Below are 24,071 nucleotides of genomic sequence, written 5' to 3'. Positions count from 1 at the left end.
CGTTGATTATCGGCGGGGCAATACAGGAGATAGAGATGCATAAAAGATTGATTATCAACGCCGACGACTTTGGTCTCTGCCCTGCCCAGAGCTACGGCATAGTGGAAGCCTTCGAGCATGGGGTGGTCAGCTCGACCACCGCCATGGTCAACTCCCCGGCCATAGAACACGCGGCCTGGCTGGCCAAACGCTTCCCTGACTTGCCCATCGGGCTGCACTTCGTGCTCAGTTGGGGCAAGCCGCTCTCTCCTCTCTCCTGCCTGGTCAATGCCCAGGGCGAGCTGGACAAGAGCATCTGGCAAAAAAACGAGCAGGGTCTGCTGGTTGCAAGGGAAATCATGGAAGAGCTAAGGCAGCAGTTCGACCGTTTCATCACCCTGTTTGGTCGCTCGCCCAGCCACATCGACAGCCATCACCATGTGCATATGCTGCCGAGCCTCTATCCCCTGGTGGAAGCCTTCGCCCGCCAGCAGGGCATCCCTATGCGCATCGATCGGGAGGAGGTGCGCCGTCACGGCCTGACCGTCAACCATGAGCTCAGTTGCCAGCGTTTTGACAGCCGCTTCTATGGTGAATCACTCACCCGGGAGCTGTTGCTGCAACTGCTGGATGATGCCAATGAACAAGGGGTCAACTCCCTGGAGATCATGTGCCACCCCGCCTTTATCGATCTCGAGGTGCAGCGCAGCGCTTATCACCAACCCAGGCTCACCGAGCTTGCCATCCTCACCGATCCGGCCCTGCCAGCCCTCATCGCCGAGCGAGGCTATCGCCTGTGCAGTTATCGAGATTGGTCATCGCAATAATGGCTGACCACCCAAGTACAAAAACATCCAATGCAAAAAGGCCACCCCTTGGGTGGCCTTTTTGGCTTCAATAAATGGCGGAGGAGGTGGGATTTGAACCCACGGATGGTCACCCATCGCCGGTTTTCAAGACCGGTGCATTCAGCCGCTCTGCCACCCCTCCGCAGCAGTGCGACGGATATTACCCATGCTCGGTGCCCTTGTAAATCCCCTGCCAGACTGTTTGCTGTTTTATTGGTCTATTTGGCGCATCTGATAGACAAAAAGGTCATAATCCATGCTTTTTCAAGCAGATGGCTTGACTTGGGTTATGGCTACACCACTATAGGCAACACTGTAAAAATGCCAGGATAGATGGAATGAAGACGATCAAGCATGCCCTGTTTTGCGCCCTGGCTGGCGCCTCCCTGCTCGCGGCCCCCGTCCAGGCCAGCGAACTGACCAAGTCCGATGTCGAACAGATAGTGCGTGATTATCTGGTCAAGAATCCGGAAATCCTGGTCGAGATGTCCAACGCCCTGCGTGCCAAGCAGGAGGGACAACAATCCGCGAATGACAAGGCGATGATCCAGTCCCATGCCAAGGAGCTCTATGCCGCCAAGGATCCCGAAACCGGTAATCCCAAAGGCAAGCTGACCGTGATCGAGTTCTTCGATTACAACTGCGGCTACTGCAAACGGGCTCACCCCCTCATCAAGCAGCTGCTGGCCGAAGACAAGGACATTCGCTACATCTACAAGCAGTTCCCCATACTGAGCCCGACCTCCGCCTATGCTGCTCGCGCAGCCCTCGCGGTTGAGCTCAGTCAGCCCGAGAAATATCAGGCCTTCCATGACGCTCTCTATGCCCATCAGGGTCCCCTGGCCAGCGAGGCTCAGGTCAAGCAGATCGCCGAGAGTGCCGGGGTCAACTGGAGCAAGGCCGAGGCCAAGTTCAAGGATGATAGCATAGACAAGGCACTGGGTACCAACCGAGCCCTTGCCGAAGCCATGAACATCTCGGGCACCCCTGGTTTCATCATCGGCGATCAGATCCTCCGTGGTGCGCCCCGCGACATGGCCAGTCTGCAAGACGTGATCAAGGATGTGCGCGCCGGTAAAGCCATCCAGTAACGGGTTAGTCACACTCTCGCTGTCAAACTAAAACGCCCCGACCATTGGTCGGGGCGTTTTGCTACTTGTCTTGCAGATCAGTCGGCGGTCAGCCCTTATACCCCTCGGGGTTGCCGCTCTGCCAGCGCCAGGTATCTGTCATCATCTGTTCCAGCCCACGCATTGCCTGCCAGCCGAGTTCGGCACTGGCTTTATGGGGTTCTGCCCAGCACTCGGCGATGTCGCCGGGGCGACGCGGTTTTATCTGGTAGGGAATGGTGCGACCACTGGCGGCCTCAAATGCGGCGATCATCTCCAGCACCGAATAGCCCTGACCGGTGCCCAGGTTGTAGGTGAACACCCCGGTGTCGCTCTGGATGCGGGCCAGTGCCTTGAGGTGGCCGATGGCGAGATCCACTACATGGATGTAGTCGCGCACCCCGGTGCCGTCCGCCGTCGGGTAGTCGTTGCCAAACACCCCCAGCTCCTTGAGCTTGCCCACCCCGACCTGGCTGATATAGGGCAGCAGGTTGTTGGGAATGCCGTTGGGATCTTCGCCGATGAGGCCGCTCTCGTGGGCACCGACCGGGTTGAAGTAGCGCAGCAGCACTATGGCCCAGCGGGGGTCGGACGTGGCGAGATCCCGCAGTATCTCCTCCACCATCAGCTTGGAGCGACCATAGGGGTTGGTGGCACTGGTGGGGAAATCTTCTCGCAGGGGCACCGAGGCCGGATCGCCATAGACGGTGGCGGAGGAGCTGAACACCAGCCGGAACACGCCAGCCTTGGCCATCTCCTCACACAGCACCAGGGTGCCGGTCACGTTGTTCTGGTAATAGGTGAGCGGGATCTGGCCGGACTCCCCCACCGCCTTCAACCCGGCAAAATGGATAACAGCGTCTATCTGGTGCGAGGCAAATAGCCCCTGCAGGCAGGCTCTGTCGAGAATATCCCCCTCGACGAAGGTAACGGCCTTGCCGGTGATCCGCTCGACCCGCCTGAGAGACTCAAGGGAGGAGTTCGACAGATTATCCAGTACCACCAGTTGCTGCCCGGCATTGAGCAGTTCAACCAGGGTGTGAGAGCCGATATATCCGGCGCCGCCCGTGACCAGTATTGTCATTCTTTTATTCCGTGTTCTGGTGAAACTGGCCAGAGTGTACTCGCCCTGACCCGGCGGGAAAAGAGTGAGATACTAATGAGCCCTCAGCAATCCAGGCCAATATCTCCCCGGGCCGTGCAAGAGCAGGCCAGCACCACTCCCTGCTCCAGCTCAGCCGGAGTCAGGGTCGCCACGCTCTGGCGCTCTATCTCCCCCGTGGTGGTACAACGACAGCTGCCACAGACCCCGGCCCGACAAGCGGCATTGATACGCACCCCCGCCTCTTCCAGGGCGGCGAGCAGGGTCTGCCCCGGCAGTATCTTCACCTTCTTGCCGCTCTTGGTGAGGGTCAGCCAGAAATGGTCGCCAACGGCCGCAACCGGCGCCGCACCCGATGTAACAGCAGGCAGGCCGAACGACTCCTGATGCAACTGCGCCGCCGGCAACCCCAGATCCGCCAGCATGGTGCTCACCGCCGCCATGTAAGGGGCCGGGCCGCACAGATAGACGTGACGGTCGAGCAAGTCCGGCGCCAGTTCCTTGAGCATGGAGGGTGTGAGACGCCCCACCCAGGGGTGAGCCGCCGGGGCCTCTTCCAATATCAAGGCATGACGCAGCCCGGCATGAGCCTCGGCCAGCGCGGTCAATTCATCGGCGAAGATCACATCCGCTGGCGATCGGGCGCTGTGGACAAAGCGGATGTCCGCATCGGGCCGTCTGGCCAGCTCGCCGCGCAGCATGGCCCACATGGGGGTGATGCCGGAGCCGGCGCTCAGCAGCAGCGGCCGCTCGCAAGGCAGCGCGGTCAGATTGAAGTCGCCGAAGGGGCCGTCGGCCCGGATCTGGTCCCCTACCTGCAGGCTCTGGTGTAGATGGTGGGAGACCCGCCCCACGTCTTTGATGGTGACCTGCCAGCAAGGGTCATGCGGGCTGGAGGAGAGGGTGTAGGCCCGGCACTGGGGCTGGGGCTGGCCGTCTATCTCGGTGTGCAGGGTCACGCACTGACCGGCCAGCACGGCGGGCAGCGTGCCCTCCGCGGCGACAAACTGCCAGCTGGTCACGTCGTGGGTGTCGGCGCGGCGGCCAATGCAGCGCAGGGAAAGAGAGGTGGAAGTCATCGCAAGGCTCCTCGGTCTGATAAAAAGGTCTGATTCGAAAAAAGGCGAGCCGGGGGCTCGCCAAAGGCTTACAACATATTCCTCAAGTCAGGCTGGCACCGCCTGCAATGTCGCCCGATTCAGGCCGCCAGGATCTCGGCCAGATCTGCTTCGGCCGTGGTGGTGCCCTTCAGGCCGGACTATGTCTCCAGCACCTTGATCAGGCAGCCAGTATCTCGGCCAGATCTGCTTCAGCCGTGGTGGTTCCCTTGAGACCGGACTATGTCTCCAGCACCTTGATCAGGCCGCCAGTATCTCGGCCAGATCCGCCTCTGCGGTAGTGGTACCTTTCAGACCGAACTGCTCCTCCAGCACCTTGAGCAGGGCCGGTGTGAGGAAGGCCGGAGCGGTCGGGCCGGTGCGAATGTCTTTCACCCCGAGTGCCAGCAGGGTGAGCAGGATGACGATGGCTTTTTGCTCGAACCAGGAGAGCACCAGGGTCAGCGGCAGATCGTTGACGCCGCACTCGAACGCCTCGGAGAGCGCCAGGGCGAGCTGGATGGCGGAGTAGGCATCGTTGCATTGGCCCACATCCAGCAGACGGGGTATGCCGCCGATGTCACCGAAATCGAGCTTGTTGAACTTGTATTTGCCGCAGCCCAGGGTGAGCAGCAGACTGTCTTGGGGGGCGGCCTTGGCAAACTCGGTGAAGTAGGCGCGCTCGGCCTTGTCGCCGTCACAACCGCCCACCAGGAAGAAGTGGCTGATTTCCCCGGCTTTCACCTTGTCGATCACCGCCGGGGCGGCCTGCATCAGGGCGTTGCGGGCGAAGCCGATGGTGATGAAGTGCTCGAGCTCGGTGTGTTTGAAACCGTCCAGCGCCAAAGCTTTCGCCACCACGGCGGAGAAATCGTCTCCTTCAAGGTGAGTCACCCCCGGCCAGCCGACGATGGAGCGGGTGAAGATGCGATCGCTGTAGTCACCCACCTTGGGATCGATGATGCAGTTGGAGGTCATCACCACGGCGCCGGGGAAGTTCGCAAACTCTTTTTGCTGGTTCTGCCAGGCAGATCCGTAGTTGCCCACCAGGTGGGGGTACTGCTTGAAGAAGGGGTAGGCCAGCGCCGGCAGCATCTCGCCGTGGGTGTAAACATGGATGCCGGTGCCCATGGTCTGTTCCAGGATCAGCTTGAGATCCATCATGTCGTGGCCGGAGACCAGGATGCACTTGCCTGGCACTGGAGTGACGAGCACTTGGGTCGGCTCAGGGTGGCCAAACGCCGTGGTCTCGCCCAGATCCAGCATCTCCATGATGCGGAAGTTGAGCAGACCTATCTCCATGGCGCACTTGAACAGGGGATCCAGATCGCTCGGGTCAGTGCTGAGCCAGCTCATGATGCGATGAAACTCGGCCGCCACGGCGCTGTCTTGCTGATCCAGCACCCGGGCGTGCTCCATGTAGGCGGCGGCGCCCTTGAGGCCATAGAGGCAGAGCAGACGCAGCCCCATGATGTCTTCGTTGACCTCGCTCTTGCCGCGATTGACCGCGGTCTGGGGCGCATGGGCCAGCTGTTCCAGCAGTTCGGCACCGGGCTCGAAGCGGGCGGCGGCGGGCAGCTCGCTGACTTGCACCGCCAGCGCGGCCAGACGGTCGGCCAGCTGCTGACGATGAGCCAGCGCCTGGTTGACGTAGCCGACGATGCGGGCGGAGTCGAAGTTGACGTTGGTGAGGGTGGCGAAGAAGGCCTTGGGCACGAAGGCATCGATCTCGTTGTCGATGACACCGTGCTCGCGGGCCGCCAGCGCCCAGGCACTGAGGCCCTGCAGGGCATAGATCAGCACATCCTGCAGATCCGAGGTTTCGGCCGTCTTGCCGCACATGCCCTGTGCATAAGCACAGCCATTGCCTGCCGGGGTACGAATTGTCTGTTCACATTGCACACAAAACATCATGCCGCTCCTAATTGGACATTTCAGTTGCTTGTTTTGTGGCGATTCTATGCCCCTCACCGGTAACTTAATAGGCATTCAATTTGCCAATTAAGTTTTCATTGATGCAGATCAAAAATAAAAAAGCCGCCCAAACGGGCGGCAACTGGGTGGATAGCCAGATAAAAAGGAGAAACAACTCAGCGCATTAATACCGGTTATGGGTTCAATCCAGATAGGCTTGCAACATCCACACCAACTTCTCCTGTTGCTGTATGTAGTCAGACAGCAGGGCACTGGTGCCCTCGTCCCCCGCCTCGGCGGCGAGACTCAGGATGCGGCGCTGAGTGCCGAGCAATTCGCGAAAACCATCCAGCAGGGAACCGACACAGGCACGGCCGTCATGCAGCCCTTTCTGCTCGGGGATGGCAGACACCTTGAGATAGTCGCTGAAGCTATGGAGCGGCACGCCATCCAGGGTGAGGATACGCTCGGCCAGGGCATCGACTTTCAGCAGCAGATCGTTGTAGATCTCCTCGAACTTCAGATGCAGTTCGAAAAACTGATTGCCGCGGATGTTCCAGTGGAAGCCACGCACATTCATGTAGAGGATCTGGTAGCTGGCCAACAGCTGATTCAGCTCGGTTGCCAGGGCTTGAGATTGGGCGGTATCCAGACCAATTGGATTTTTCATCATGCACCTCCAGATTTGAAAACAGGAGTAGCTTATCGCCAGGCAGACTCAAAGGGTAATCGTTGTTAACTAAGCCGCTGATAGGAATTGGCTATCAGTGCGCTCTCCCGAGGGTCATGATGAGGCTCGGGAGGGCGCAGTGGTCTCCTGTCGCTCGATATAGAGGATCACCTCGCCGAGGTGAATGCCAAACTTGCTGATCTCGGCCCGGTTGATGAGGCGATCCTCATCAAGCAGATACATCCAGTCATCGAAACTGACCCGCACCACCTGGTCATCCGGCAGCACCAGATCGAGTTGATAGCGCCAGTTGAGGGCAAAGCCTGCGGTTTTGCCCACCGCCTCCCCAACCACATCGCTCGCGGTGCCGCGCCAGTGACCATCCGCCCCCTTGCTCAAGAACCAGGTACGGGTCTGTTGGCGGCCGTCATCAAAATAGAACTGCTCGAACAGCTCCCCCTTGCCCTCTTGCCAGCGCCCCTGCATCTCGACCCGAAAACGACTGGTCACCTCGCCGCTACGGTCGATTACCAGGCCATGAGCCACCAGCTTGCCGTTGAAGAAGCGGGCAAGATCCCAGTCTGGCCCCTGGCCGCGATAGGTATCGAGGCTCACCCCACAGCCGCCGAGGCAGGCCAGAAGTAGCAAGAGAATGATGCCGCGCCCGCGGCCATGATATCCAGTCATAACAGACTCCTGATGGTGGGACTGCAACCCCCTGGCACTGTGTGGCTCTTGTCTGGAGCCTCCATCACAGGGATCGGGTCAAGCCAGGTGTCAGTGATGCTGACCCGGGCTATGCCTCACAGATGAGATACGAGGATGCAGCGACGCAGGATCGCTACCCGCATCAGGGTTGACCACGCAGGCGGCGAGTCAGGGCCGGATCCCGACTGTTGTCGGCGAGCCAGATGGCGAGAAAAGCGTCAGGAAAGCCAGGTTCGGTGATGGGGCCCAGGGGGGCGTCCCGCAGCCAGAGTTCACCCAGCCCCTGCTCGTTGACATAGAAGGTGAGCCTGTCACCCTTGTTGACGTCGGGCAGCAGGCTCGACAGCGCCCCCAGCCAGCGACCCTGCTGCTGCGCATCCCCAAGACCCAGCCGCTGCCACTCCTGGCCGGTAGCATCCAGAATATCCTGCCGGTCTATGTCCCGGGCATAGGTGAGGGAGAGCGCCTGAGGGTAGCGGCGCGCCACATAGCGGCCATCCTGGCTGTAGAGGGTTGCGTCATAGAGCTTGAACCAGAGCCAGTGCATCTCCCCCTGCCCCACAGTTCGAAGCTGCTGCCAGGGGGCCGCCCAGCTCACAGCGCTCCAACAGAGCAGGCTAATGCCAGCCCATGTGCCAACGCGCAGGATCTTCCAGTTCATGCCAATCTAGCTCCTGTTCTTGCAAGGTATTGATGTCTTGCAAAATGACCCTGTTGAGCTGGCCCTGGCCGTCCCGCTGGCAAGAGATCACCAGAAAGAAGCGCTCGGCCTGTTCGAACTGAGTCTCCTTGGTCCATTTTGAAAAAAGCAGTGTCTCGGTCGAAAAGGTGTTCATCTTGACTCACCTCCAAAGCATGACCCTTAGCCTCACCAGGAGGGGCAACAAAAAGCTCCATATGAGCAGTAAAATGATGCCACCTGACCAGATGCCCTCATCCCCGATGCCCCATCCTCCTATTTCAGATCCTAAGTGTACTGCGTCAAGTTTGGCACCGATAAGATAAGAGCCGGCGCCACCCAGCCCCCCTAGCACGGCCTGTTGCCAACGGGGCAGATTGGCCAGCCAATCCAGACCGTGGGCCAGGGTGAGGGCAAACCCGAGCCAGAGCAGGGCGAGCCAGGACGGAAAGCCGTCATCGAATTCAAAGAGCCCAAGCACCATCAATCCATAGTCCAGGGCACAGCCGAGCAATGCCAGAGGCAACAACCGCAGATCCCGCCAGGGGGTTGGCGAACAGAGCAGGTGTAGCGCCAGCAAGAGCCCCAGCGACCAGATCAGCTGCTCACTGACCGCCAGCCACCAATAGAGGTTGAACCCCAGCAGCTGGCCCCAGCGCCAGATGGGCGCCCCCGTGCGGGACAAGGCGTTCAATCCCCGACCGGCGCGCCGCCGTGCCAGGCCGTCGGGCCCGGCTTGGCGGCCTCCAGCTGCACCAGACTGATGGCCCGCTCCCAAAATCCCCCCTCGCAATAGGCGAAATAGAAGTGCCACAGCCGGATGAAGTCCTGGCTGTAACCGAGCCGGGGCAGCTCGGGGGCCAGGGCGAGGAAGCGTTCACGCCAGTGGGCCAGGGTCCTGGCATAGTGATGACCGTGATCATGCAGCCGCACCAACTGCATGTCGGTCTCCCTGGCAATCAATGACGCCATCTGGGAAACACTCGGCAGACAGCCGCCGGGGAAGATGTAGCGCTGAATGAAATCGACGCTACGCAGATACTGGGCGTGGCGCTGATCGGCGATGGTGATGGCCTGGATCAGCAGCCGACCACCGGGTTTGAGCAGCCGCGACAGCTGGCGGAAATAGTCCGGCAGAAAGCCGTGGCCCACCGCCTCGATCATCTCGATGGAGACCAGCTTGTCGAAGCGCCCCTCCAGCTTGCGGTAATCCTCCAGCAGCAGGGTGATGCGATCCCCGAGCCTCTCCCGGGCAATCCACTCTTTTGCGTAGTCATGCTGAGCCTGGGAGATCGTCGTCGTGGTCACCCGGCAGCCATAATGGCGGGCGGCATAGATGGCGAGCCCTCCCCAGCCGGTGCCGATTTCCAGCAGATGATCATCCGGGCTCAGCGCCAGCCGCTCGCAGATGGTGCGCAGCTTGGCCTGCTGCGCCACCTCCAGGCTCGCCTCCGCGTGGGGATAGATGGCGCTCGAATATTGCATCTGGCTATCGAGAAAGCCCTGATAGAGCCGATTGCCCAGATCGTAGTGAGCCGCAATGTTGGATCTAGACCCCGTAAGCGTGTTGCGATTGACCCAGTGACGCACCTTGTTGAACGGGAAGCTGAGCCAGCTCAAACGCCGCTCCAGCTTGTCGAGCAGCGCCATGTTGCGCACCAATAACCGCACCAGGGCGACCGGATCCGGGCTGGTCCAGAGCCCTTCAACCCAGGTCTCCCCGGCGGCGATACTGCCCCCCAGCAGCAGGCGACGGTAGAAGCCGGGATCGTGCACCACCAGCTCGCACTGCAGCTCGGCAGCGGGTTCGCCGAAGCTGAACTGGCGCTCGCCATCGCGCAACAATAGATGGCCCTGTTCCAGCCTGGGCAGCAGGCCAAGCACCAGGGTGCGGGCCCAGCGATCGATAAGCGTCATTGAGGTCGGGGATTGCACCAGTTCCATCAGCGAGTCTCCGGATGGCTAAAGAGTGGGGTTCGTTTGATAAACAGACGCAGTGCCTGCCAATAGATGCCGAGCAGTACCCGCATGGTCATCCAGGGCCAGCGCAGCAGCAGCCTCATCAGGGCGCCACGTTCGAACGGCTGCCTGGTCAGCGCCAGGGTGGCATCGAACAACTTGGTCTCCCCGGTGTCGGGATGGCTCTCTATGTGGATCAGGGTGTGCTCCCCCGGGGAGCGAATGCGCCAGTGATAACGCATCGCCAGTCCCATGAAGGGGGAGACGTGAAAATCCTTGGGGTGGGGGGCCAGGGCGGCGAGGTCGAGCAGGTAGTAGTGGCGCTCGTTCCAGGGTGTATTGGCCACTTCGGCCAGCAGATAGCGGGCCGCCGCTCCCCGATAGCAGAAATAGAAATTGACCGGGCTGAAGTAGAAACCCAGACAGCGCACGTTGCCCAGCAGCAGCACCCGCTCATCGGGCTCGGCTTCGCCGCCCAGCTCCCTCACCTTGGCCCACACAGCCCCCTTGAGGGAGCCCTCGCTGCCACGCAGATAATCCCGCCGACAAAACGACAGCAAGCCTGCCCGCTCGACCCCGAACCAGGGGCCCCGGTTGAGGGTTGGCAGCTCATCCAAGTCCAGCCCCAGCATGAAGAGGCCATAGGAGAAAGCGTGGGCCCGGGGGGCGAAGCGGCGATGGCGCACCGACCCTTGCCAGAGGGCACTGTGCCTGATCGCATCGGCCGCACTCATAGGTCCACCCCGAAGCGGCGGGTCACGTCGAGGGCGCTGCGCACCCCGTCTTCGTGAAAGCCGTTGTACCAGTAAGCGCCGCAGAAATGGGTATGGCGCTGGCCACAGATCTGCATCCTCTGCTCCTGAGCCGCCAGGGACCCCAGATTGAAGACGGGATGCTCATAGACAAAGCGGCGCAATACCTTGCCCTCATCGACCTGTCCCTGGGGATTGAGACTGACGCAGAGCGCCTCTCTGGTGCGGATCCCCTGCAAGATGTTCATGTTGTAGCTCACCAGGGGGCGCTGGGTCTCGCCTTCCCCAAGCTGGTAGTTCCAGCTCGCCCAGGCCTTGGGGCGGGTCGGCAGACAAGTCGCATCGGTATGGAGCCAGACATCGTTGGCCTGATAGGCCATGGCACCAAGCAGGCGCTGCTCATCCGCGCTGGCATCCCGGAGCAGGCCGAGGGCCTGATCGCTGTGACAGGCGAGGATCACTTCATCGAACGCCTCCTCCCCGTGGCGACTGTGGATCCTGACTCCCCGCTCGGTGCGAAAGATGGCCTGCACCGGACTGGCGAGCCTGACTCGCGCCTGCCAACCCCGAGTCAGGGGCGCTATGTATTGCCGTGAGCCCCCGGGGATCACGTACCACTGGGGACGATTTGCCACGTTGAGCAGGCCGTGATGATCGAAGAAGCGCAGGAAGAAACCGAGGGGGAAGCCGCGCATGTCCGCCAGGGTCGATGACCAGATGGCCGCCCCCATCGGCAAGATATAATGGCGAGCGAAGTAGTCGCTAAATCGCCCCTCTTGCAGGAAGCGCCCCAGGGTCAGTCCCGGCTCAACCTCTTTCCCCTCCTCGGCCAGCCAGGCCTTGGCCTCGCGATTGAAACGCAAGATCTCCCTGATGAAGCGGTAAAAACCGGGTCTGAGCAGATTGCGGCGCTGGGCAAACAGGGTGTCCAGGTTGTGGCCGTTGTATTCGAGCCCCGTGGCGCTCTTGACGGAAAAACTCATCTCCGTGGCCTGGCGGGCCACACCGATACGATCGAGCAGGCGCAGAAAATGGGGGTAGGTGCGGTCATTGAAGACGATGAAGCCGGTGTCGACGGCATGACTCTGCCCATCCAGGTTAACATCCACGGTCGCCGTGTGGCCACCGAGCACGGGGGCGGCTTCGAACAGGGTGATCTCATGATGGCGGTGCAGCAGGTGGCCCGCGGTCAATCCCGAGATCCCCGCGCCGACGATGGCGATTTTTTTCATTATCCGAGTCCTTTCGAGAGCCGTAACCAGAGCCCGGTCGGCAAGGCACCCAGCAGGCGCAGCAGGCAGATGAAGCCATTTGGGTAGTGAATATTGTGCAGGCCCCGCGCCAGACCACGCCGGGTGGCGCTGGCGGCCTGGGCCACCGTCATCAGACAGGGCATGGTGAAGCGGTTGCGGGCCGTGAGCGGTGTGTCGATGAATCCCGGACGGATCAGGCTGACCCCTATCCCCGATGCCTTCAGATCCAGGCGCAGGCTGGCCGCCAGATAATCAAGCGCCGCCTTGGAGGCGCCATAGGCCTCGGCCCTTGGCAGCGGCAGCCAGGTGACCGACGAGCTGACGATGGCCAAGCGGCCACCGGGACCGAGCTGGGGCAGCAGGGCCGCCAGACAGTGGCCGGTCGCCACCAGATTGGTCTCTATTACCCGGGCGAACAGGGCCCCATCGAAGCGTGGCAACTCATCCAGGTATTCGCAGCTACCGGCATTGAGGATCAACAGATCCAGCCCATTCAACTGCCGGGCCGCCCCCTGGCAGGCCGCAGGATCCCGGGTATCGAAGCAGAGCGTCTGGATCCCGAGGGCCGCCAGCTCGGCCAGCCGCCACTCATCGCGGCCACAGGCCCACACCCGCCAACCATCGCCGTGATAATCCAGCGCCAACTGGCGACCGAGTCCCGAGCTGGCCCCCGTGATCAATACCCCCTTGCTCATGGCCCCCACCTCCTTGTGATGACAAAAGAGACAATAACAACAGGAAGAGAAATCGCTAACTGAAATAATGAGTTAGCCATCATTTTCCCAACCTTCCCTTGATGATGCGGACCAGGGGGCCGAGCAGGGGCAACTGCTCGTAGAGCATGGCGCCCAGGTCGAAATAGTCTTGATGCAGGCGAACCTGGCCCGCGTCATTGAACTCCAGCGCTGTGGCGCCCCGCACGCTCACCGGTGCCCCCCGGGCCAGCCTGGGGTGGCGCAGTGTCATGGTCCAGCCGAGCCAGGCACAGTCGCCCTGCTGCTGACTGCGTTCTATCTCGAAGGTGCAGGATTCGAGCCCGCCATACAGCTCGGCGAAGTAGTGTTCGAGGGCTGCCAGCCCCTGGATGCGATGGGCCGGATCCACGAACAGCACATCCTCGGCATAGACCTCCCGCAGTCGGTGGAGCTGACGCTTGTCGAGCCCCTGATAGAGCGAGATAAAACGATCCAGGGCCGCGCTCATGTCAGCGCTCGGTCAGCGCAGAAGGCCAGAAACGAAATAACAGAGTGACTCATCAAGGTTTCTCCAGATGACGGAACATATCGATGGCCACCAGCCTCGCTTTGCCGTGGTCCACCATGGGAGCCGGATACCCATCGCGCCCCTTGGCTCTTAACCACTCATGGGGTTGATGCAGGTATGGCTCAGGCACATCAATCAGCTCTGTTACCCAAGTACGCACAAACTCCCCTTGTGGATCAAAACGTTGGCCCTGAGTGGTCGGATTGAACACCCGAAAATAGGGGGCGGCATCGGCGCCCGTTCCCGCCGCCCATTGCCAGCCACCGTTATTGGCAGCCAGATCGCCATCGATCAACTTGCTCATGAAGTACTCCTCCCCCAGCCGCCAGTGAATGTGCAGATCCTTGGTGAGAAAGCTCGCCACTATCATCCGCAGCCGGTTGTGCATCCAGCCGGTGGCGTTGAGGCAGCGCATGGCGGCGTCGACGATGGGAAAACCGGTGCGCCCCTCCCGCCAGGCGGCGAAGGCCACCGGATCCCAGCTCCAGGGCAGGGCCGCTGTTTCCGGTTTGAACGGCAAGTTCATGGAGAGGCCCGGCACCTTCACCAGCAAGTGACGGTAGAACTCGCGCCAGATGAGTTCACTCAACCAGACATAGCCGGGTTGCCCTTTGGCTTGAGGCCGATGGCCGAGCCGCTGCTGCAATGCCGCTACGCACTGGCGCGGGCTGATGATGCCCGCCGCCAGGTAGGGGGAGAGGCAGGAGGTGCCCGGCAGGGCGGGAAAATCTCGCGCTGCGGGATAGTCCAGCACCCCCTGCTCGAGGAAGAGGTGCAGACGGCGCTCGGCCTCCTCCTCTCCCACCGGCCAGTGGGCGTTATCCCAGGGCTTGGTCAGCCCGGACGACACCAGGGATGTCCAGGCTAATGGCTTGCCCCGGGGAGGAGGGGCGCGGTGAATGACAAAGCCGTCCTCATCGAGGGCCTTGAGCCAGGCCCGGCTAAAGGGGGTGAATACCTTGAACATCTCACCACTGCCGGTCAGCACTCGCCCCGGTGGCAGTACGCAGCAGCCGTTGAACCAGTGACAGCCAATGCCCTCCTGCGCCAGCCGCGCACTCACGGCGCCATCGCGGCGTAGCTCGTCTACCTCTATGGCCTGATTGGCATAAAGATGGGTGACGCCCAGATCGTGACCGAGCCTGGCCAGCGCCTCGGGGAGCTCGGCGAAGGTCTCGACTTCGAGCAGGTGAAGGCGGATGCCGAGGGCCGCCAATCCTGCGCCCAGGGTATCGAGCTGCGCCAGCATGAAATCCCGGCGAATGTCGGCCATATGATGCTGGCGCCACTGCCCCTGGCTGATGACAAAGAGGGCGGCCAGCTCGCCCGGTTCGGCGCAGGCGTGGCGCAGCGCCGGGTTATCCCGCAGACGCAGATCGTTTCGAAACCAGACCAGCTTCATGGTCGCTCCTGTTTCAATTCCATTAAAAACGCGATGAGAGAGGGAGGCCCCCTTCACCCTTTGGCTGCGGACTTGCCCCTCGATTGCCCCCCGGAGCCTCTGCCGGCAGGGACAGGGTTCGGCTGCATGGCGAGCCAGTCAGCCAGGCTCGGCTGCCAGGCTCGGCTGCCAGGCTAGGGCCTGCAAGGCATCGATCTGGGGCGGCTCAGGGTAGAGACGGCCCAGGGGGCCCATGGCCTGAGTACCCACTGGCCAGGGGGTCGTCAGCTCCCCCCTGGGAATGGCCGCGCCCATCAGCACCAGCCAGTTGTCATGGCTGCGACCGGCAAGCAGTTGGGCGAGCCTGGGATCGCAAGGGCCGATGAGTTGCACCTCATAACCCTGATTGATCAGTTCATAAGCGTGCCAGAGCAGTGCGAGTGGCCCCACCTTGCCCCAGCTCGCCAGAGTCAGTGGCCGCCCCTTCCCCTGACCGACCAGATGGCGACCGAAGTAGTGGGCGAGCCAGTCTAGCCAGTGGTGACGCAACAGCTCCGCATCCGGCCTGTCGGTCATGGCCATCAGTCGATCCAGCACGGGTTCGAGCAGCTGGCTGCGCACCAGATCGAACGGGTAACTGGCGATCAGATCGTTGAGCCCCTGTTCCAGCTGGCGGGTCTTGAGATCGAGCAGCAGCTGCCAGAGGCTCTCCTGGCTCTGTTGCCAGTGATCACTTGGCGCCACACTCTGGCTATCGCCAAGCAACCCCTTGACCTGACCTATGCTCACCCCCCGCTCCAGCCAGCTCAGGATCGCCTCTATGTGCCGGATATCCTGTTCGCTGTAGAGGCGATGCCCCTTCTCGGTGCGAGCCGGCTGCACCAGACCGTAACGGCGCTGCCAGGCGCGCAGGGTCACGGCATTGACCCCGGTCAGGCGGGATACCTCGCGGATGGGGTAGCGCGCCTCCCCCGAGGCCGCCTCCCGCTCCTCCCCCTCTTGCGGGGCTGTCTGTTGTGATGAAACGGATGGATCCTGCATGAGTGAGTTCACCTTGCGGGCTTCCCGGGGTTCAGAGCCCATATCGGAGCCTGAGCGCCTCGGGATGCGGATTGAGATAGACCTGATCGGCGAGATAGGCATTGGGATATTCGCGCAGGTAGTGACGGATCAGGGTGAGCGGCACCAGCAGTGGCAACAGACCGGTGCGGTACTTCTCTATTGTCTCGGCCAGCTCCTGCTTCTGGCCCTGACTCAACACCTGTTTGAAGTAACCCTGCAAATGCATCAACACATTGGCATGACCACGGCGATTGGCGCGCAGCTTGAGCGCCGTCATCAACCCCTTGATATAAGCGTCGGCACTCTGGGAGAGGGTTTGTTGATGCAAGTTGCCGAGCAACCGGCCGAGGGCCTGGTAGTGGCTGGGGGCATGGGAGAAGACCAGATATTTGTAGCGGGAGTGAAAGGCAATCAGGCTCGCCTTGCTGATCCCGCTGGCACACAACTGTTGCCAGTCGTGATAGGCGAACACCCGCAACACGAAGTTCTCCCGCAATATGGGGTCGCAAAGGCGGCCATCTTCCTCCACCGGCAACAGGGGGTTGGCCTCCATCAGCGCCTTGGCGAACAGGCCAATGCCCTCCTTGGCACTGCCCTCGTTGTTGGTCGAGTAAATGCGCACCCGCTCCATGCCGCAGCTCGGCGACTTGGCGCAGAGGATGTAGCCGGCGATGTGGTCAAGCTGGCGCACCTGCCGTTCACTGAAGGCCGTCAGGGCGTCGGTGACATCGAAGCTGCCATTGCTCGCCTCGGCGCGGATCGACCCCTGGCGCTTGACCAGGCGGATGGCGGCCCGGGGCGAGCCCAGTCCTATGGCCATCTCCGGGCAGATAGGCTGGTATTCGAAGTGGACGCCAAGATCCCGTTCGCAGAAACTGGAGCGCTTGTGGCCCCCGTCGAAGCGCACTTCCTGCCCCAGCAGACAGGCACTGATACCGACCTTGATCTTGTACATGATTGCGCCCCTTGTATAAGCATTGAACCAGTTATAGCAGTTATACAAAGAAATGAAAGTTGTATAACTATTACGAACCGATACGACACAAGGGGGAAAACAGGATCACCGGAAAATAAAAAAGCCCATGACACTGTCATGGGCAAGCGGCTTACTTGGGGGAAATCCAGTATGAACAAGAGGATCAGAAGCTGTACTTCACACCCAGGCTGGTGATGGAGCCTTGCTGCAAGTCCCAGTGGCGATAGGTGTAATCGGCGGTCAGGGCCAAACTCTGGGTGAGCTTGTAGGCAGCGCCGACCTTGAAGTCTTGCATGTCGTCGGTCATGTTGGCGTAGCGATAGGCGGTAGAGAGTTCAACCTGACCCAGGTCGTAACGCATGCCCACTTCACCATAGAGACTGCCGCTCTGCTTGCGGGCCACGGAGTCCCAACCCTCGACGTCATGGCTCAACTCGCGCTCCAGGCTGTAACCCATCAGGCCGGTCTCCCCATAGAGGTTCAGGCCGGTGCTGATCGGCGTGAACACACCCACGCCCAGGCTGGAGATGGCCATGTTGTCATTGCCGCTGTTGCGGGAGCTGTATTCGGAACCGAAACGACCATAGAAGTTGCCTGCAAAGGACTTGGACAAGTCCAGGCTCAGACCACCAAAGTCGCGATTGTCATTGTCCTTGCCACCCACGAACTCGGACTTGGTATGGGCCCAGGTCGCGGCCCCTTTGGCATAACTGAAGGCATCCTGCGCCATGGCGGAAGCGGAAGAGCAGGCGGCCAGCACCATGACGGAAAGGGTAAGTTTTTTCATTTTGATGACTCCTCGTTGTGATGGCGTCATTGTGCCCATCTCCTCTCCCGCTGCCGAGGAGCAAGCTGTTGCCAAACCATGTCAGATGTAAGCAACTGTTGCTGTCAGATTTAACCGACTGTTTTTAGACATAAAAAAACCTCCCGAAGGAGGTTTTCATCGACAACAGGACTCAACGGAACAGCACTTCCTCTATCTCGACCCGCACCAGAGGCTGGTCACCCTGCCCGGCCGGCCTGGCCATCTCGATCTCGAGGGAAGGACGCTTCTCGCCCTTGCGCAGATAGGTCTCGGGCAGGCGGTTCTCGGCAACCCAGAAGCGGGCTTCCTGGCGTGCCAACTGGACACCCTGACCATCGAACAGGCTGACATAGCCCCGCACACCGACCACGTTGCGGGTCCCGGTGTTGTGCACCATGAAATGCAGCCGATAGGGATCTTCCGCCACTAGGCTGTCCAGGCTCACCACCACACCATCCCGGGATGCCTCGCTCAGCAACTTGGGATTGGCCAGGGCCTGCTCGGTCAATACGGGGGCAGCCACGGCCCGAGGGGTCGTAGTCTGTGTCGTCGTTGTGCTGCTCTGGGCAGGCTTGATCAGCAGGTATTCCCAGCTGAAGTCATCGTTGAGCTGTACCACGCGGCCGTCGGCCAGGGTCACCTGAGTGAGCGGCGCGGCCTGGGCCAGCACTGGGCCGAGGGAGAGGGCGAGCAGCAGGGGAAGGGCTTTCATGGCATTCCTGTCAGGCAGATGCAAAAAGGGGCGCCAGTATAAACAGTCGCCCCCTGCTTGCCTATGACGCCGCTCACACTGCTGGCGCCGCGACCGGTCAACCCGCGATGTCATGGCAATTGGGCAGGGCCATGTCCAGGGTGACGTAGTCAAAGGCCATCCCCTTGAGGGCGCGATAGATGTCGAGTTGACGATCGAAACCATGGGCGCGCTGATGGGATGGCAGCCGCACCCTGGCCAGGGTGACGCTGTCATCGTTCAGGGTGTGAAAATGCACCTCCGCCTCGTCGAGTCCCATGTCGGCCAGGACCTGCTCCGCCATGTCGATCATCTGTACATGGCTTCGATCCATCTGGCTGATGTGCTGGAATCGGCGATTGAGGTAGCCACCGCTGGCCTTGCCCCAACGGTCGAGTTCACGCTTGTGGAAGCCGTAACGGAAGTCTCTGTGGCACATTCCCTCCCTGGCGAACAGCCAGAGAGTCCGTGGCGGCGCCTGATGAAAGCGCCCCAGATAGGCCTGCATCTCCTCGACCGACGCCGGGATCAGCAGCGGCAGATGTGCCCAGTCCGCCTGTTGCGCCTTGGCCTCATCGATGAAACGCACCGGATCCCGCGCCACCTTGGGCGGCTGCTCTATATCGCAGAACAGCATCTCGTCGGTCTTGAGGACGCGCTGCTCTATGTTGTAGCGCTGGCAGTAACGATGGGCGCGGGCCAACTCACGTCGGCTGAGCAGTGGATTGTCCAGGGTCAGGGCACGGATGCGCGTCCCGCTGGCGCGACAGAGATCCATGCCATAGCAAGATTCCAACCGTCCCGAGAAAGAGACGACCAGCTCGTCATAGGTGGACAGGATGTCGATGAGGCGCTGCTCCCTGGCCTGAAAAGTCTGATCATATCCCTGATTCAGTAGAACAATGTTGGTATCCATGATGGATGCCTCGTCTGTGAATCCAGGGGGGCATTTTGACCCGCGGATCCTGAATGGGCCATAAATGAGATAACAGAAAAATGACACTTCCATCGTCAATGGCTATTAATCATGATCCAGATCAATCCGCCCATATCAACGAATACGACCCTGTCCGCAGACGCCGGCGAGCATCCCCTGCTGGCAAGTTTTACTTGCATCACACCGGCAAATCCCTTAAAGCTAGGGCATTGACATTCCAAGGCAGTCCCATGCATTCACTATTCCTCTTTCGCTTCTCGTTTATCCGGCCCACCTGAGGGAAGGCCAGTCGTCGTATAAACCGGAAACTAAAGACGAATCGAGCCTCCCTAGCGGAGGCTTTTTTATGAATAATATCAATGGCATATCTGGACAGGTACGTATCATGGTAACCCTAGACGACATCAGGCAGGACATCACCCAGTTGGATCAGGAGCTGCTTGCCCTGCTGGCCAAGCGCAAGGCCCTGAGCATAGCGGTCGCCCGCGCCAAGCAGGCCAATCCGCGCCCCATTCGCGATCATCAGCGAGAACAGGATCTGCTGGTCGCCCTGATCCAGAAAGGGCGGGTGCTGGGTCTGGATGCCCAGTATGTGACCCGCCTCTATCACACCATCATCGAAGATTCGGTGCTCTCCCAGCAGGCCTACCTGCAAGGGCTGCTCAACCCTGAGCAGCAAGAGCCCATGACCAGCGTCGCCTACCTGGGGCCCCGTGGCTCCTACTCCAGTCTGGCGGCACGCAAGTACCTGGCCCGTTACAAGGATCAGGTGGTCGAGGTCAACTGCCAGAACTTCCGCGAGGTACTGGACTCCGTGGAGTCAGGCCGCGCCGCCTTCGGGGTGCTGCCCATCGAGAACACCAGCTCGGGCTCCATCAACGAGGTGTATGACGTGATGCAGCACACCAGCCTCTCCATCGTCGGCGAGCTGACTTATCCGATTGAGCACTGCGTGCTGACGGCCGTGCCGACCGGGATCGAACGCATCAAGACCTTCTACGCCCATCCCCAGGTGTTCCAGCAGTGCTCCCACTACCTGAGCAAGCTGGAGGGAGCCCGCCACGAGATCTGCGACTCCTCCTCCAGTGCCATGATGAAAGTGAAAGAGCTGGCCAGCCCCGAGGCGGCGGCCATTGGTAGTGCGGATGGCGGCGAGTTGTATGGCCTGGCGGTGCTGGCCGAGCAGTTGGCCAACCAGAAAGAGAACTACAGCCGCTTCATCGTCGTGGCGCGCAAGCCCATCGATGTGGCGTCGCAGATCCCGGCCAAGACCACGCTCATCATGTCCACCTCGCAAAAGCCGGGCTCCCTGGTCGAGGCGCTGCTGGTACTGCGCAATAACAGCATCAACATGACCAAGCTGGAGTCCCGCCCCGTGCAGGGCAACCCCTGGGAGGAGATGTTCTATCTGGATGTCTCGGCCAATTTGCAGAGCGCCGAGATGCAGGCGGCCCTGGTCGAGCTGACCCAGATCACCCGCTACATCAAGGTACTGGGCTGCTACCCGAGCGAGGATGTCAAACCCACGGCCGTGCCCCCCGTTATCCTGGGATAAGCCGAACCAGGGGTTCAGGCGCCACGCAGGGGCGGCAAGAGAACGCCGCCCCGCACCATGCAGGGCACCTGAAGCGGCACGGCAACACGCCGCAAAAACAAAAAGGCGACCCCTGGGTCGCCTTTTTGTTTTCAGTCCACCCGCGTCCATGCGCAGGGTCAGCCGAGAGGGGCCTCTCCACCCCCATCGGCGTTGCTCAGTACTGCCCCGCCATCAGCTGATTGAGGTGGTAGAGGTTGCGGGTATCGAGCTCCAGCTCGGTGGCATAGGTGTTGCCACGGGGATAGGTCGCCACCACCCGGGCGCCACGCACCATGCCTGCCACCGAGACATCCAGGGCATTGGAGACCTGCTTGAGATCCTGATAGCGGGAGCTGGCACTGACTTGCTGGCCATTGAGCTGCTCGGCCAGTTCACGATAGGCATCCATTTTGGAGGCGCGAATGGCTTGCAGCATCCGCTCGGACTGGGAGGGGCCGGGCTGGATGTCGATCACCGCATATCCCACCGCCTTGAGCACGGGGAAATCATCCGGCTCACTGACGTTGTTGCCATATTCCACCACACGGTTGCCACTGCATGCGGTGAGCAGCAGGGCGAGCAGGCATCCAAACAGGGTCTTCATCTTGCTTACTCCATCTTGGCTTGGGGGGCGCACCGGCGCCGCACCCTCAGGGGGTCAGGTTGACCAGGTGGCCCTGAGGGGTTGTCCCCGAGCCGCGCTGCAACAGACCCCGGTTGACCGAGGCACGTCCGAATGAGTTGCTGGCACCAGAGAGGTACTGCAGCGGGATCAGGCTCTGGGCCGTGGTCTCCACCATCTTGGTACGCAAGTCTATGATGCGGGCATTCACTAAAATGCCCTGCTTGTTGCGGCTGAAGGTGCCGGTCAGGATGCGGGTGATGGGCAGCCTGGCAGAGAGATCCTTGTAGTTGCGGCTCATCACGAAGTCCCCTTGCGGGGTCACCTTGATATTGCCGGTCATCTTGAAGTCCACCACCACCTCACCGCGCCGGTTCAGCTCATAGATGAAGCCCTCTTCTATCTGCTGGCCCATCCAGTTGGTGTCCTGCAGGGTGTCGAGATCGACGAAGGAGGAGACGGCAATGGGCTCGGTCAGGGTGGAGAGGGACTTGCGCTCCATCAGCTGATCGGTCATGCGCGCCACCAGCCAGTTCAGCTCCATACCGGGCGCGGCCTGACGGGGATCCCCCACCTTGCGGTCTATGGGCTCGGAACCACAGGCAGACAAGGCCAGGGCAAGGGCCAACGCCGTGATCAATCTATTCATGGATAAGCTTCCTGTTCTGCATCTCACCTGTTATCGGACGAGACTGACAAAGCTTGAGTGTGGAATAAGGCACGACTCTTGCTTTATTTTCGCCAGTATCCACACCCGAGTCGGCATGGGAACTCCCTGCCCCCTGCAAGGTTCATGTTATGAGAATAATCAAAACGTCGCTGCTGCTTGCCCTGCTGCTGGTCACCACTGGCCTGCGAGCCGAGCTGATCGAGGCCCAGGGCAGCGCCGCCATCCTGGATGGCGACGAGGCCTATGCCCGCGAGGAGGCCACCCGGGATGCCCTACGCCAGGCGCTGTTGGCGAGCGGCGCCGCCGTCTCCAGCGTGCAGCGCCTGGAAAACGGCAGCCTGAAATCCGAGCAGATCCAGATCCGTTCAGGGGGGGACATTCGCCACTATCGCCTCAAACGCGAAGAGGTGCGCAACGGCCGCATGTACATCACTGTGCAGGCCGATATCCAGGCCCAGCGCCAGATCTGTCCGAGCCAGGAGTACGCCAAGGATTTGACGCTGGTCCGGCTCAGGTTGCGTCATCCCGAGCAGGCGAGCTATGGCGCCCTCGACGATCTGCCCGCCAGCCTCTCCCGCCGCCTGTTCGAGCAACTGGCCGCCGCCCCCAAAGGGGTGCTGGCACATCAGTGGCTCGATGAGAACCTCGCCATAGACCCGCTGCACCTGCAACAGGGGGATCGCAGCGCCCTGGAGGAGATCAAGGCGCTGAGTCTGCGTACCGACAGCCAGTATCTGGTGCTCGGCAGCCTGGACGATCTCTCCCTCGAGCCTCAGGGCAACCAGCTGACCAGCTGGTACCGGGATCCGGTGCGCAGTTTTCGCATGCAGCTCTATCTGTTTGATGGCATCAACGGCAGCCTGATGGGCCGCAAGGAGTACCAGGGACGCGCCGACTGGACCTTCGCCAAGCAAGACCAGGTAGGCAGTGATAGCAGTGAATTCTGGCGTTCCAGCTACGGCCAAGAGGTGGATTATCAGCTCAAGCAGGCGGTGCAGGACATCATCAGCCAGCTGAGTTGCGCCCCGGTCACCGCCCGCATCGTCGCCATGGGCGAGCGCGGACCCCATATCAATCTGGGGCGGCTAAATGGCGTCAAGCTGGGGGATCAATTCCGCATCCAGCACAGCGCCGACTTCACCGATCCCTACGGCAAGGCACGCATGCAACGCAACCCGGCCAATGGCCTGTTCGAGGTGGTTCAGCTGTTTGACGACGGCGCCATACTGTCGACACGGAACAAATATTCGCCATTTAACATCCAAGTCGGCGATTTTGCCCTATTGGAATAGAAATCAAGAGTTTAAAAGTGCGGTGGTTTTTGTATAATGCCCGCCACTTGCTCCCGTAGCTCAGCTGGATAGAGCGGTCCCCTCCTAAGGGACAGGCCACTGGTTCGAATCCAGTCGGGAGCACCAGATACAACGAGGGATTAGCATCTTTATGATGCTAATCCCTTTGTCATTTTCAGCCCGTTCCCCTCTCCGTCCCCCTCCACTGCAATTCATTTCATTGCACAACAATCATGCGGCGAGTCTTCCCAGAGTTCGATGCCAAGCATCCCCAGCGTGCCGGTGACAACGCAGACCTCCTCAACTCCTTGGTCCGTCTGGTTGGCGACTGTGGTCGCCTCAACGTAAAACGCGGTCACGAAGCCTTCATCGTCAAGGCATCGGAAGCTGCCATCGCCAAAGAGCGCGGGAAGCGGGAAGATTACCGTATACAGCTGACCAAGCAGGAAGCCCCGCAGGCCGAGATCGCAGCTCTGCAGTCATCATTGCCAGTCTCATTGAATACTGGCTGCATGGCAGGGTATTCACCTGACAGTTGTCCACAAAAGGGAGTGGTCATACGGCTGCAAAGCGGATAGCAAAACGGTACCCCCTACCGTGTTATCCGGGGTCACCCTATGACCACCAACGAGCAAGTAGCACGCCGTAGAGTCATCACCTGACACCGGCCTCAAACAGGTGTCT

At 60.9% G+C, this 24,071-nt stretch carries 24 protein-coding genes, 2 tRNA genes, 1 pseudogene and 1 other annotated feature; of the genes and pseudogenes, 5 read left to right on the top strand and 22 right to left on the bottom strand.

The features are described 5' to 3' along the window. The first annotated feature begins 35 nt into the window (after positions 1-35). Complete coding sequence (gene chbG / locus BN1130_RS08555) at positions 36-806, top strand: chitin disaccharide deacetylase (protein WP_042041459.1); 771 nt, start codon at positions 36-38, stop codon at positions 804-806. Between the two features lie 75 nt (positions 807-881). Here the strand turns inward: chbG and BN1130_RS08550 are convergent. Then, a tRNA-Ser gene (locus tag BN1130_RS08550) sits at positions 882-969 on the bottom strand. 196 nt (positions 970-1,165) lie between these two features. Between BN1130_RS08550 and BN1130_RS08545 the strand changes: the two genes are divergently transcribed. Then, entirely contained in the window at positions 1,166-1,918 is a 753-nt protein-coding gene (locus BN1130_RS08545; protein WP_042041457.1) for a DsbA family protein, read from the top strand. 88 nt (positions 1,919-2,006) lie between these two features. On the opposite strand, the gene galE is transcribed toward BN1130_RS08545, so the two are convergent. The 19 genes and pseudogenes from galE to BN1130_RS08450 all read right to left on the bottom strand — a co-directional run bounded on the left by galE (position 2,007) and on the right by BN1130_RS08450 (position 19,206). Beyond that, positions 2,007-3,020 (bottom strand): UDP-glucose 4-epimerase GalE, encoded by a 1,014-nt coding sequence (gene galE / locus BN1130_RS08540; RefSeq protein ID WP_042041455.1) that lies wholly within the window; start codon positions 3,018-3,020, stop codon positions 2,007-2,009. An 83-nt stretch (positions 3,021-3,103) separates the two neighbouring features. Next, the gene (locus BN1130_RS08535; RefSeq protein ID WP_042041453.1) at positions 3,104-4,117 is read right to left on the bottom strand and encodes an FAD-binding oxidoreductase; all 1,014 of its coding nucleotides are present in this window, start codon (positions 4,115-4,117) and stop codon (positions 3,104-3,106) included. Positions 4,118-4,396: 279 nt separating this feature from the next. Beyond that, a complete protein-coding gene (gene hcp / locus BN1130_RS08530) occupies positions 4,397-6,046 on the bottom strand; it encodes a hydroxylamine reductase (RefSeq protein ID WP_042041547.1) in 1,650 nt (549 codons plus the stop codon). 205 nt (positions 6,047-6,251) lie between these two features. Further along, positions 6,252-6,719, bottom strand: a complete 468-nt coding sequence (locus BN1130_RS08525) for a Dps family protein (RefSeq protein ID WP_042041451.1) — start codon at positions 6,717-6,719, stop codon at positions 6,252-6,254. Between the two features lie 114 nt (positions 6,720-6,833). Further along, positions 6,834-7,406 (bottom strand): DUF3833 domain-containing protein, encoded by a 573-nt coding sequence (locus tag BN1130_RS08520; protein ID WP_042041449.1) that lies wholly within the window; start codon positions 7,404-7,406, stop codon positions 6,834-6,836. Positions 7,407-7,569: 163 nt separating this feature from the next. Further along, a complete protein-coding gene (locus BN1130_RS08515) occupies positions 7,570-8,088 on the bottom strand; it encodes a chalcone isomerase family protein (RefSeq protein WP_042041447.1) in 519 nt (172 codons plus the stop codon). Next, positions 8,045-8,263, bottom strand: a complete 219-nt coding sequence (locus BN1130_RS08510) for a TIGR02450 family Trp-rich protein (protein WP_042041445.1) — start codon at positions 8,261-8,263, stop codon at positions 8,045-8,047. The genes BN1130_RS08515 and BN1130_RS08510 overlap by 44 nt, the downstream gene beginning before the upstream one ends. 6 nt (positions 8,264-8,269) lie before the next feature. Beyond that, entirely contained in the window at positions 8,270-8,800 is a 531-nt protein-coding gene (locus tag BN1130_RS08505) for a DUF2878 family protein (protein WP_370736604.1), read from the bottom strand. Further along, a complete protein-coding gene (locus BN1130_RS08500) occupies positions 8,797-10,050 on the bottom strand; it encodes an SAM-dependent methyltransferase (RefSeq protein WP_042041443.1) in 1,254 nt (417 codons plus the stop codon). The genes BN1130_RS08505 and BN1130_RS08500 overlap by 4 nt, the downstream gene beginning before the upstream one ends. After that, entirely contained in the window at positions 10,050-10,799 is a 750-nt protein-coding gene (locus BN1130_RS08495) for a DUF1365 domain-containing protein (protein ID WP_042041441.1), read from the bottom strand. Before BN1130_RS08495 ends, BN1130_RS08500 begins: the two co-directional genes overlap by 1 nt. Further along, positions 10,796-12,052, bottom strand: a complete 1,257-nt coding sequence (locus tag BN1130_RS08490) for an NAD(P)/FAD-dependent oxidoreductase (protein ID WP_042041439.1) — start codon at positions 12,050-12,052, stop codon at positions 10,796-10,798. Before BN1130_RS08490 ends, BN1130_RS08495 begins: the two co-directional genes overlap by 4 nt. Next, positions 12,049-12,765, bottom strand: coding sequence for an SDR family NAD(P)-dependent oxidoreductase (locus BN1130_RS08485; RefSeq protein ID WP_042041437.1), 717 nt, complete (start codon positions 12,763-12,765; stop codon positions 12,049-12,051). Before BN1130_RS08485 ends, BN1130_RS08490 begins: the two co-directional genes overlap by 4 nt. A gap of 79 nt (positions 12,766-12,844) precedes the next feature. Further along, a complete protein-coding gene (locus tag BN1130_RS08480; RefSeq protein ID WP_042041435.1) occupies positions 12,845-13,273 on the bottom strand; it encodes a nuclear transport factor 2 family protein in 429 nt (142 codons plus the stop codon). Positions 13,274-13,325: 52 nt separating this feature from the next. After that, positions 13,326-14,735 carry a deoxyribodipyrimidine photo-lyase gene (phrB, locus tag BN1130_RS08475; protein ID WP_042041432.1) on the bottom strand — a complete coding sequence of 470 codons (1,410 nt, stop codon included), beginning with the start codon at positions 14,733-14,735 and terminating at the stop codon, positions 13,326-13,328. Positions 14,736-14,788: 53 nt separating this feature from the next. Then, a pseudogene (locus tag BN1130_RS08470) lies at positions 14,789-15,755 on the bottom strand (MerR family transcriptional regulator). Positions 15,756-15,786: 31 nt separating this feature from the next. After that, positions 15,787-16,731 (bottom strand): YbgA family protein, encoded by a 945-nt coding sequence (locus BN1130_RS08465; RefSeq protein WP_042041430.1) that lies wholly within the window; start codon positions 16,729-16,731, stop codon positions 15,787-15,789. A gap of 184 nt (positions 16,732-16,915) precedes the next feature. Continuing rightward, positions 16,916-17,539, bottom strand: coding sequence for an outer membrane beta-barrel protein (locus tag BN1130_RS08460; protein ID WP_042041428.1), 624 nt, complete (start codon positions 17,537-17,539; stop codon positions 16,916-16,918). A gap of 172 nt (positions 17,540-17,711) precedes the next feature. Next, entirely contained in the window at positions 17,712-18,272 is a 561-nt protein-coding gene (locus tag BN1130_RS08455; protein ID WP_042041426.1) for a DUF3157 family protein, read from the bottom strand. A 97-nt stretch (positions 18,273-18,369) separates the two neighbouring features. After that, positions 18,370-19,206 carry an adenine nucleotide alpha-hydrolase family protein gene (locus BN1130_RS08450; protein ID WP_042041424.1) on the bottom strand — a complete coding sequence of 279 codons (837 nt, stop codon included), beginning with the start codon at positions 19,204-19,206 and terminating at the stop codon, positions 18,370-18,372. Positions 19,207-19,453: 247 nt separating this feature from the next. Then, positions 19,454-19,575, top strand: a sequence feature (Phe leader region). A gap of 37 nt (positions 19,576-19,612) precedes the next feature. Here BN1130_RS08450 and BN1130_RS08445 point away from each other — a divergent pair. Beyond that, positions 19,613-20,782 carry a chorismate mutase gene (locus BN1130_RS08445; protein WP_042041545.1) on the top strand — a complete coding sequence of 390 codons (1,170 nt, stop codon included), beginning with the start codon at positions 19,613-19,615 and terminating at the stop codon, positions 20,780-20,782. A gap of 196 nt (positions 20,783-20,978) precedes the next feature. On the opposite strand, the gene BN1130_RS08440 is transcribed toward BN1130_RS08445, so the two are convergent. After that, positions 20,979-21,407: an LPP20 family lipoprotein gene (locus tag BN1130_RS08440; RefSeq protein ID WP_042041422.1), complete on the bottom strand. Its 429-nt coding sequence runs from the start codon at positions 21,405-21,407 to the stop codon at positions 20,979-20,981. A gap of 46 nt (positions 21,408-21,453) precedes the next feature. Next, on the bottom strand, positions 21,454-22,074 hold the full coding sequence (locus BN1130_RS08435) for a FlgO family outer membrane protein (RefSeq protein WP_042041420.1): 621 nt from the start codon (positions 22,072-22,074) through the stop codon (positions 21,454-21,456). 158 nt (positions 22,075-22,232) lie between these two features. Here BN1130_RS08435 and BN1130_RS08430 point away from each other — a divergent pair, with 158 nt between their 5' ends. Together BN1130_RS08430 and BN1130_RS08425 are read left to right on the top strand one after the other, a co-directional pair. After that, entirely contained in the window at positions 22,233-23,387 is a 1,155-nt protein-coding gene (locus BN1130_RS08430) for a flagellar assembly protein FlgT (protein ID WP_042041544.1), read from the top strand. 49 nt (positions 23,388-23,436) lie between these two features. After that, positions 23,437-23,513, top strand: a tRNA-Arg gene (locus BN1130_RS08425). Positions 23,514-24,071 lie beyond the last annotated feature (558 nt).

It is taken from the genome of Aeromonas rivuli, from assembly GCF_000820045.1.
GTDB classification, from domain to species: domain Bacteria; phylum Pseudomonadota; class Gammaproteobacteria; order Enterobacterales; family Aeromonadaceae; genus Aeromonas; species Aeromonas rivuli.
Note: the sequence above shows the minus strand (reverse complement) of the source record. Positions and strands in the feature narration are given on the sequence as shown.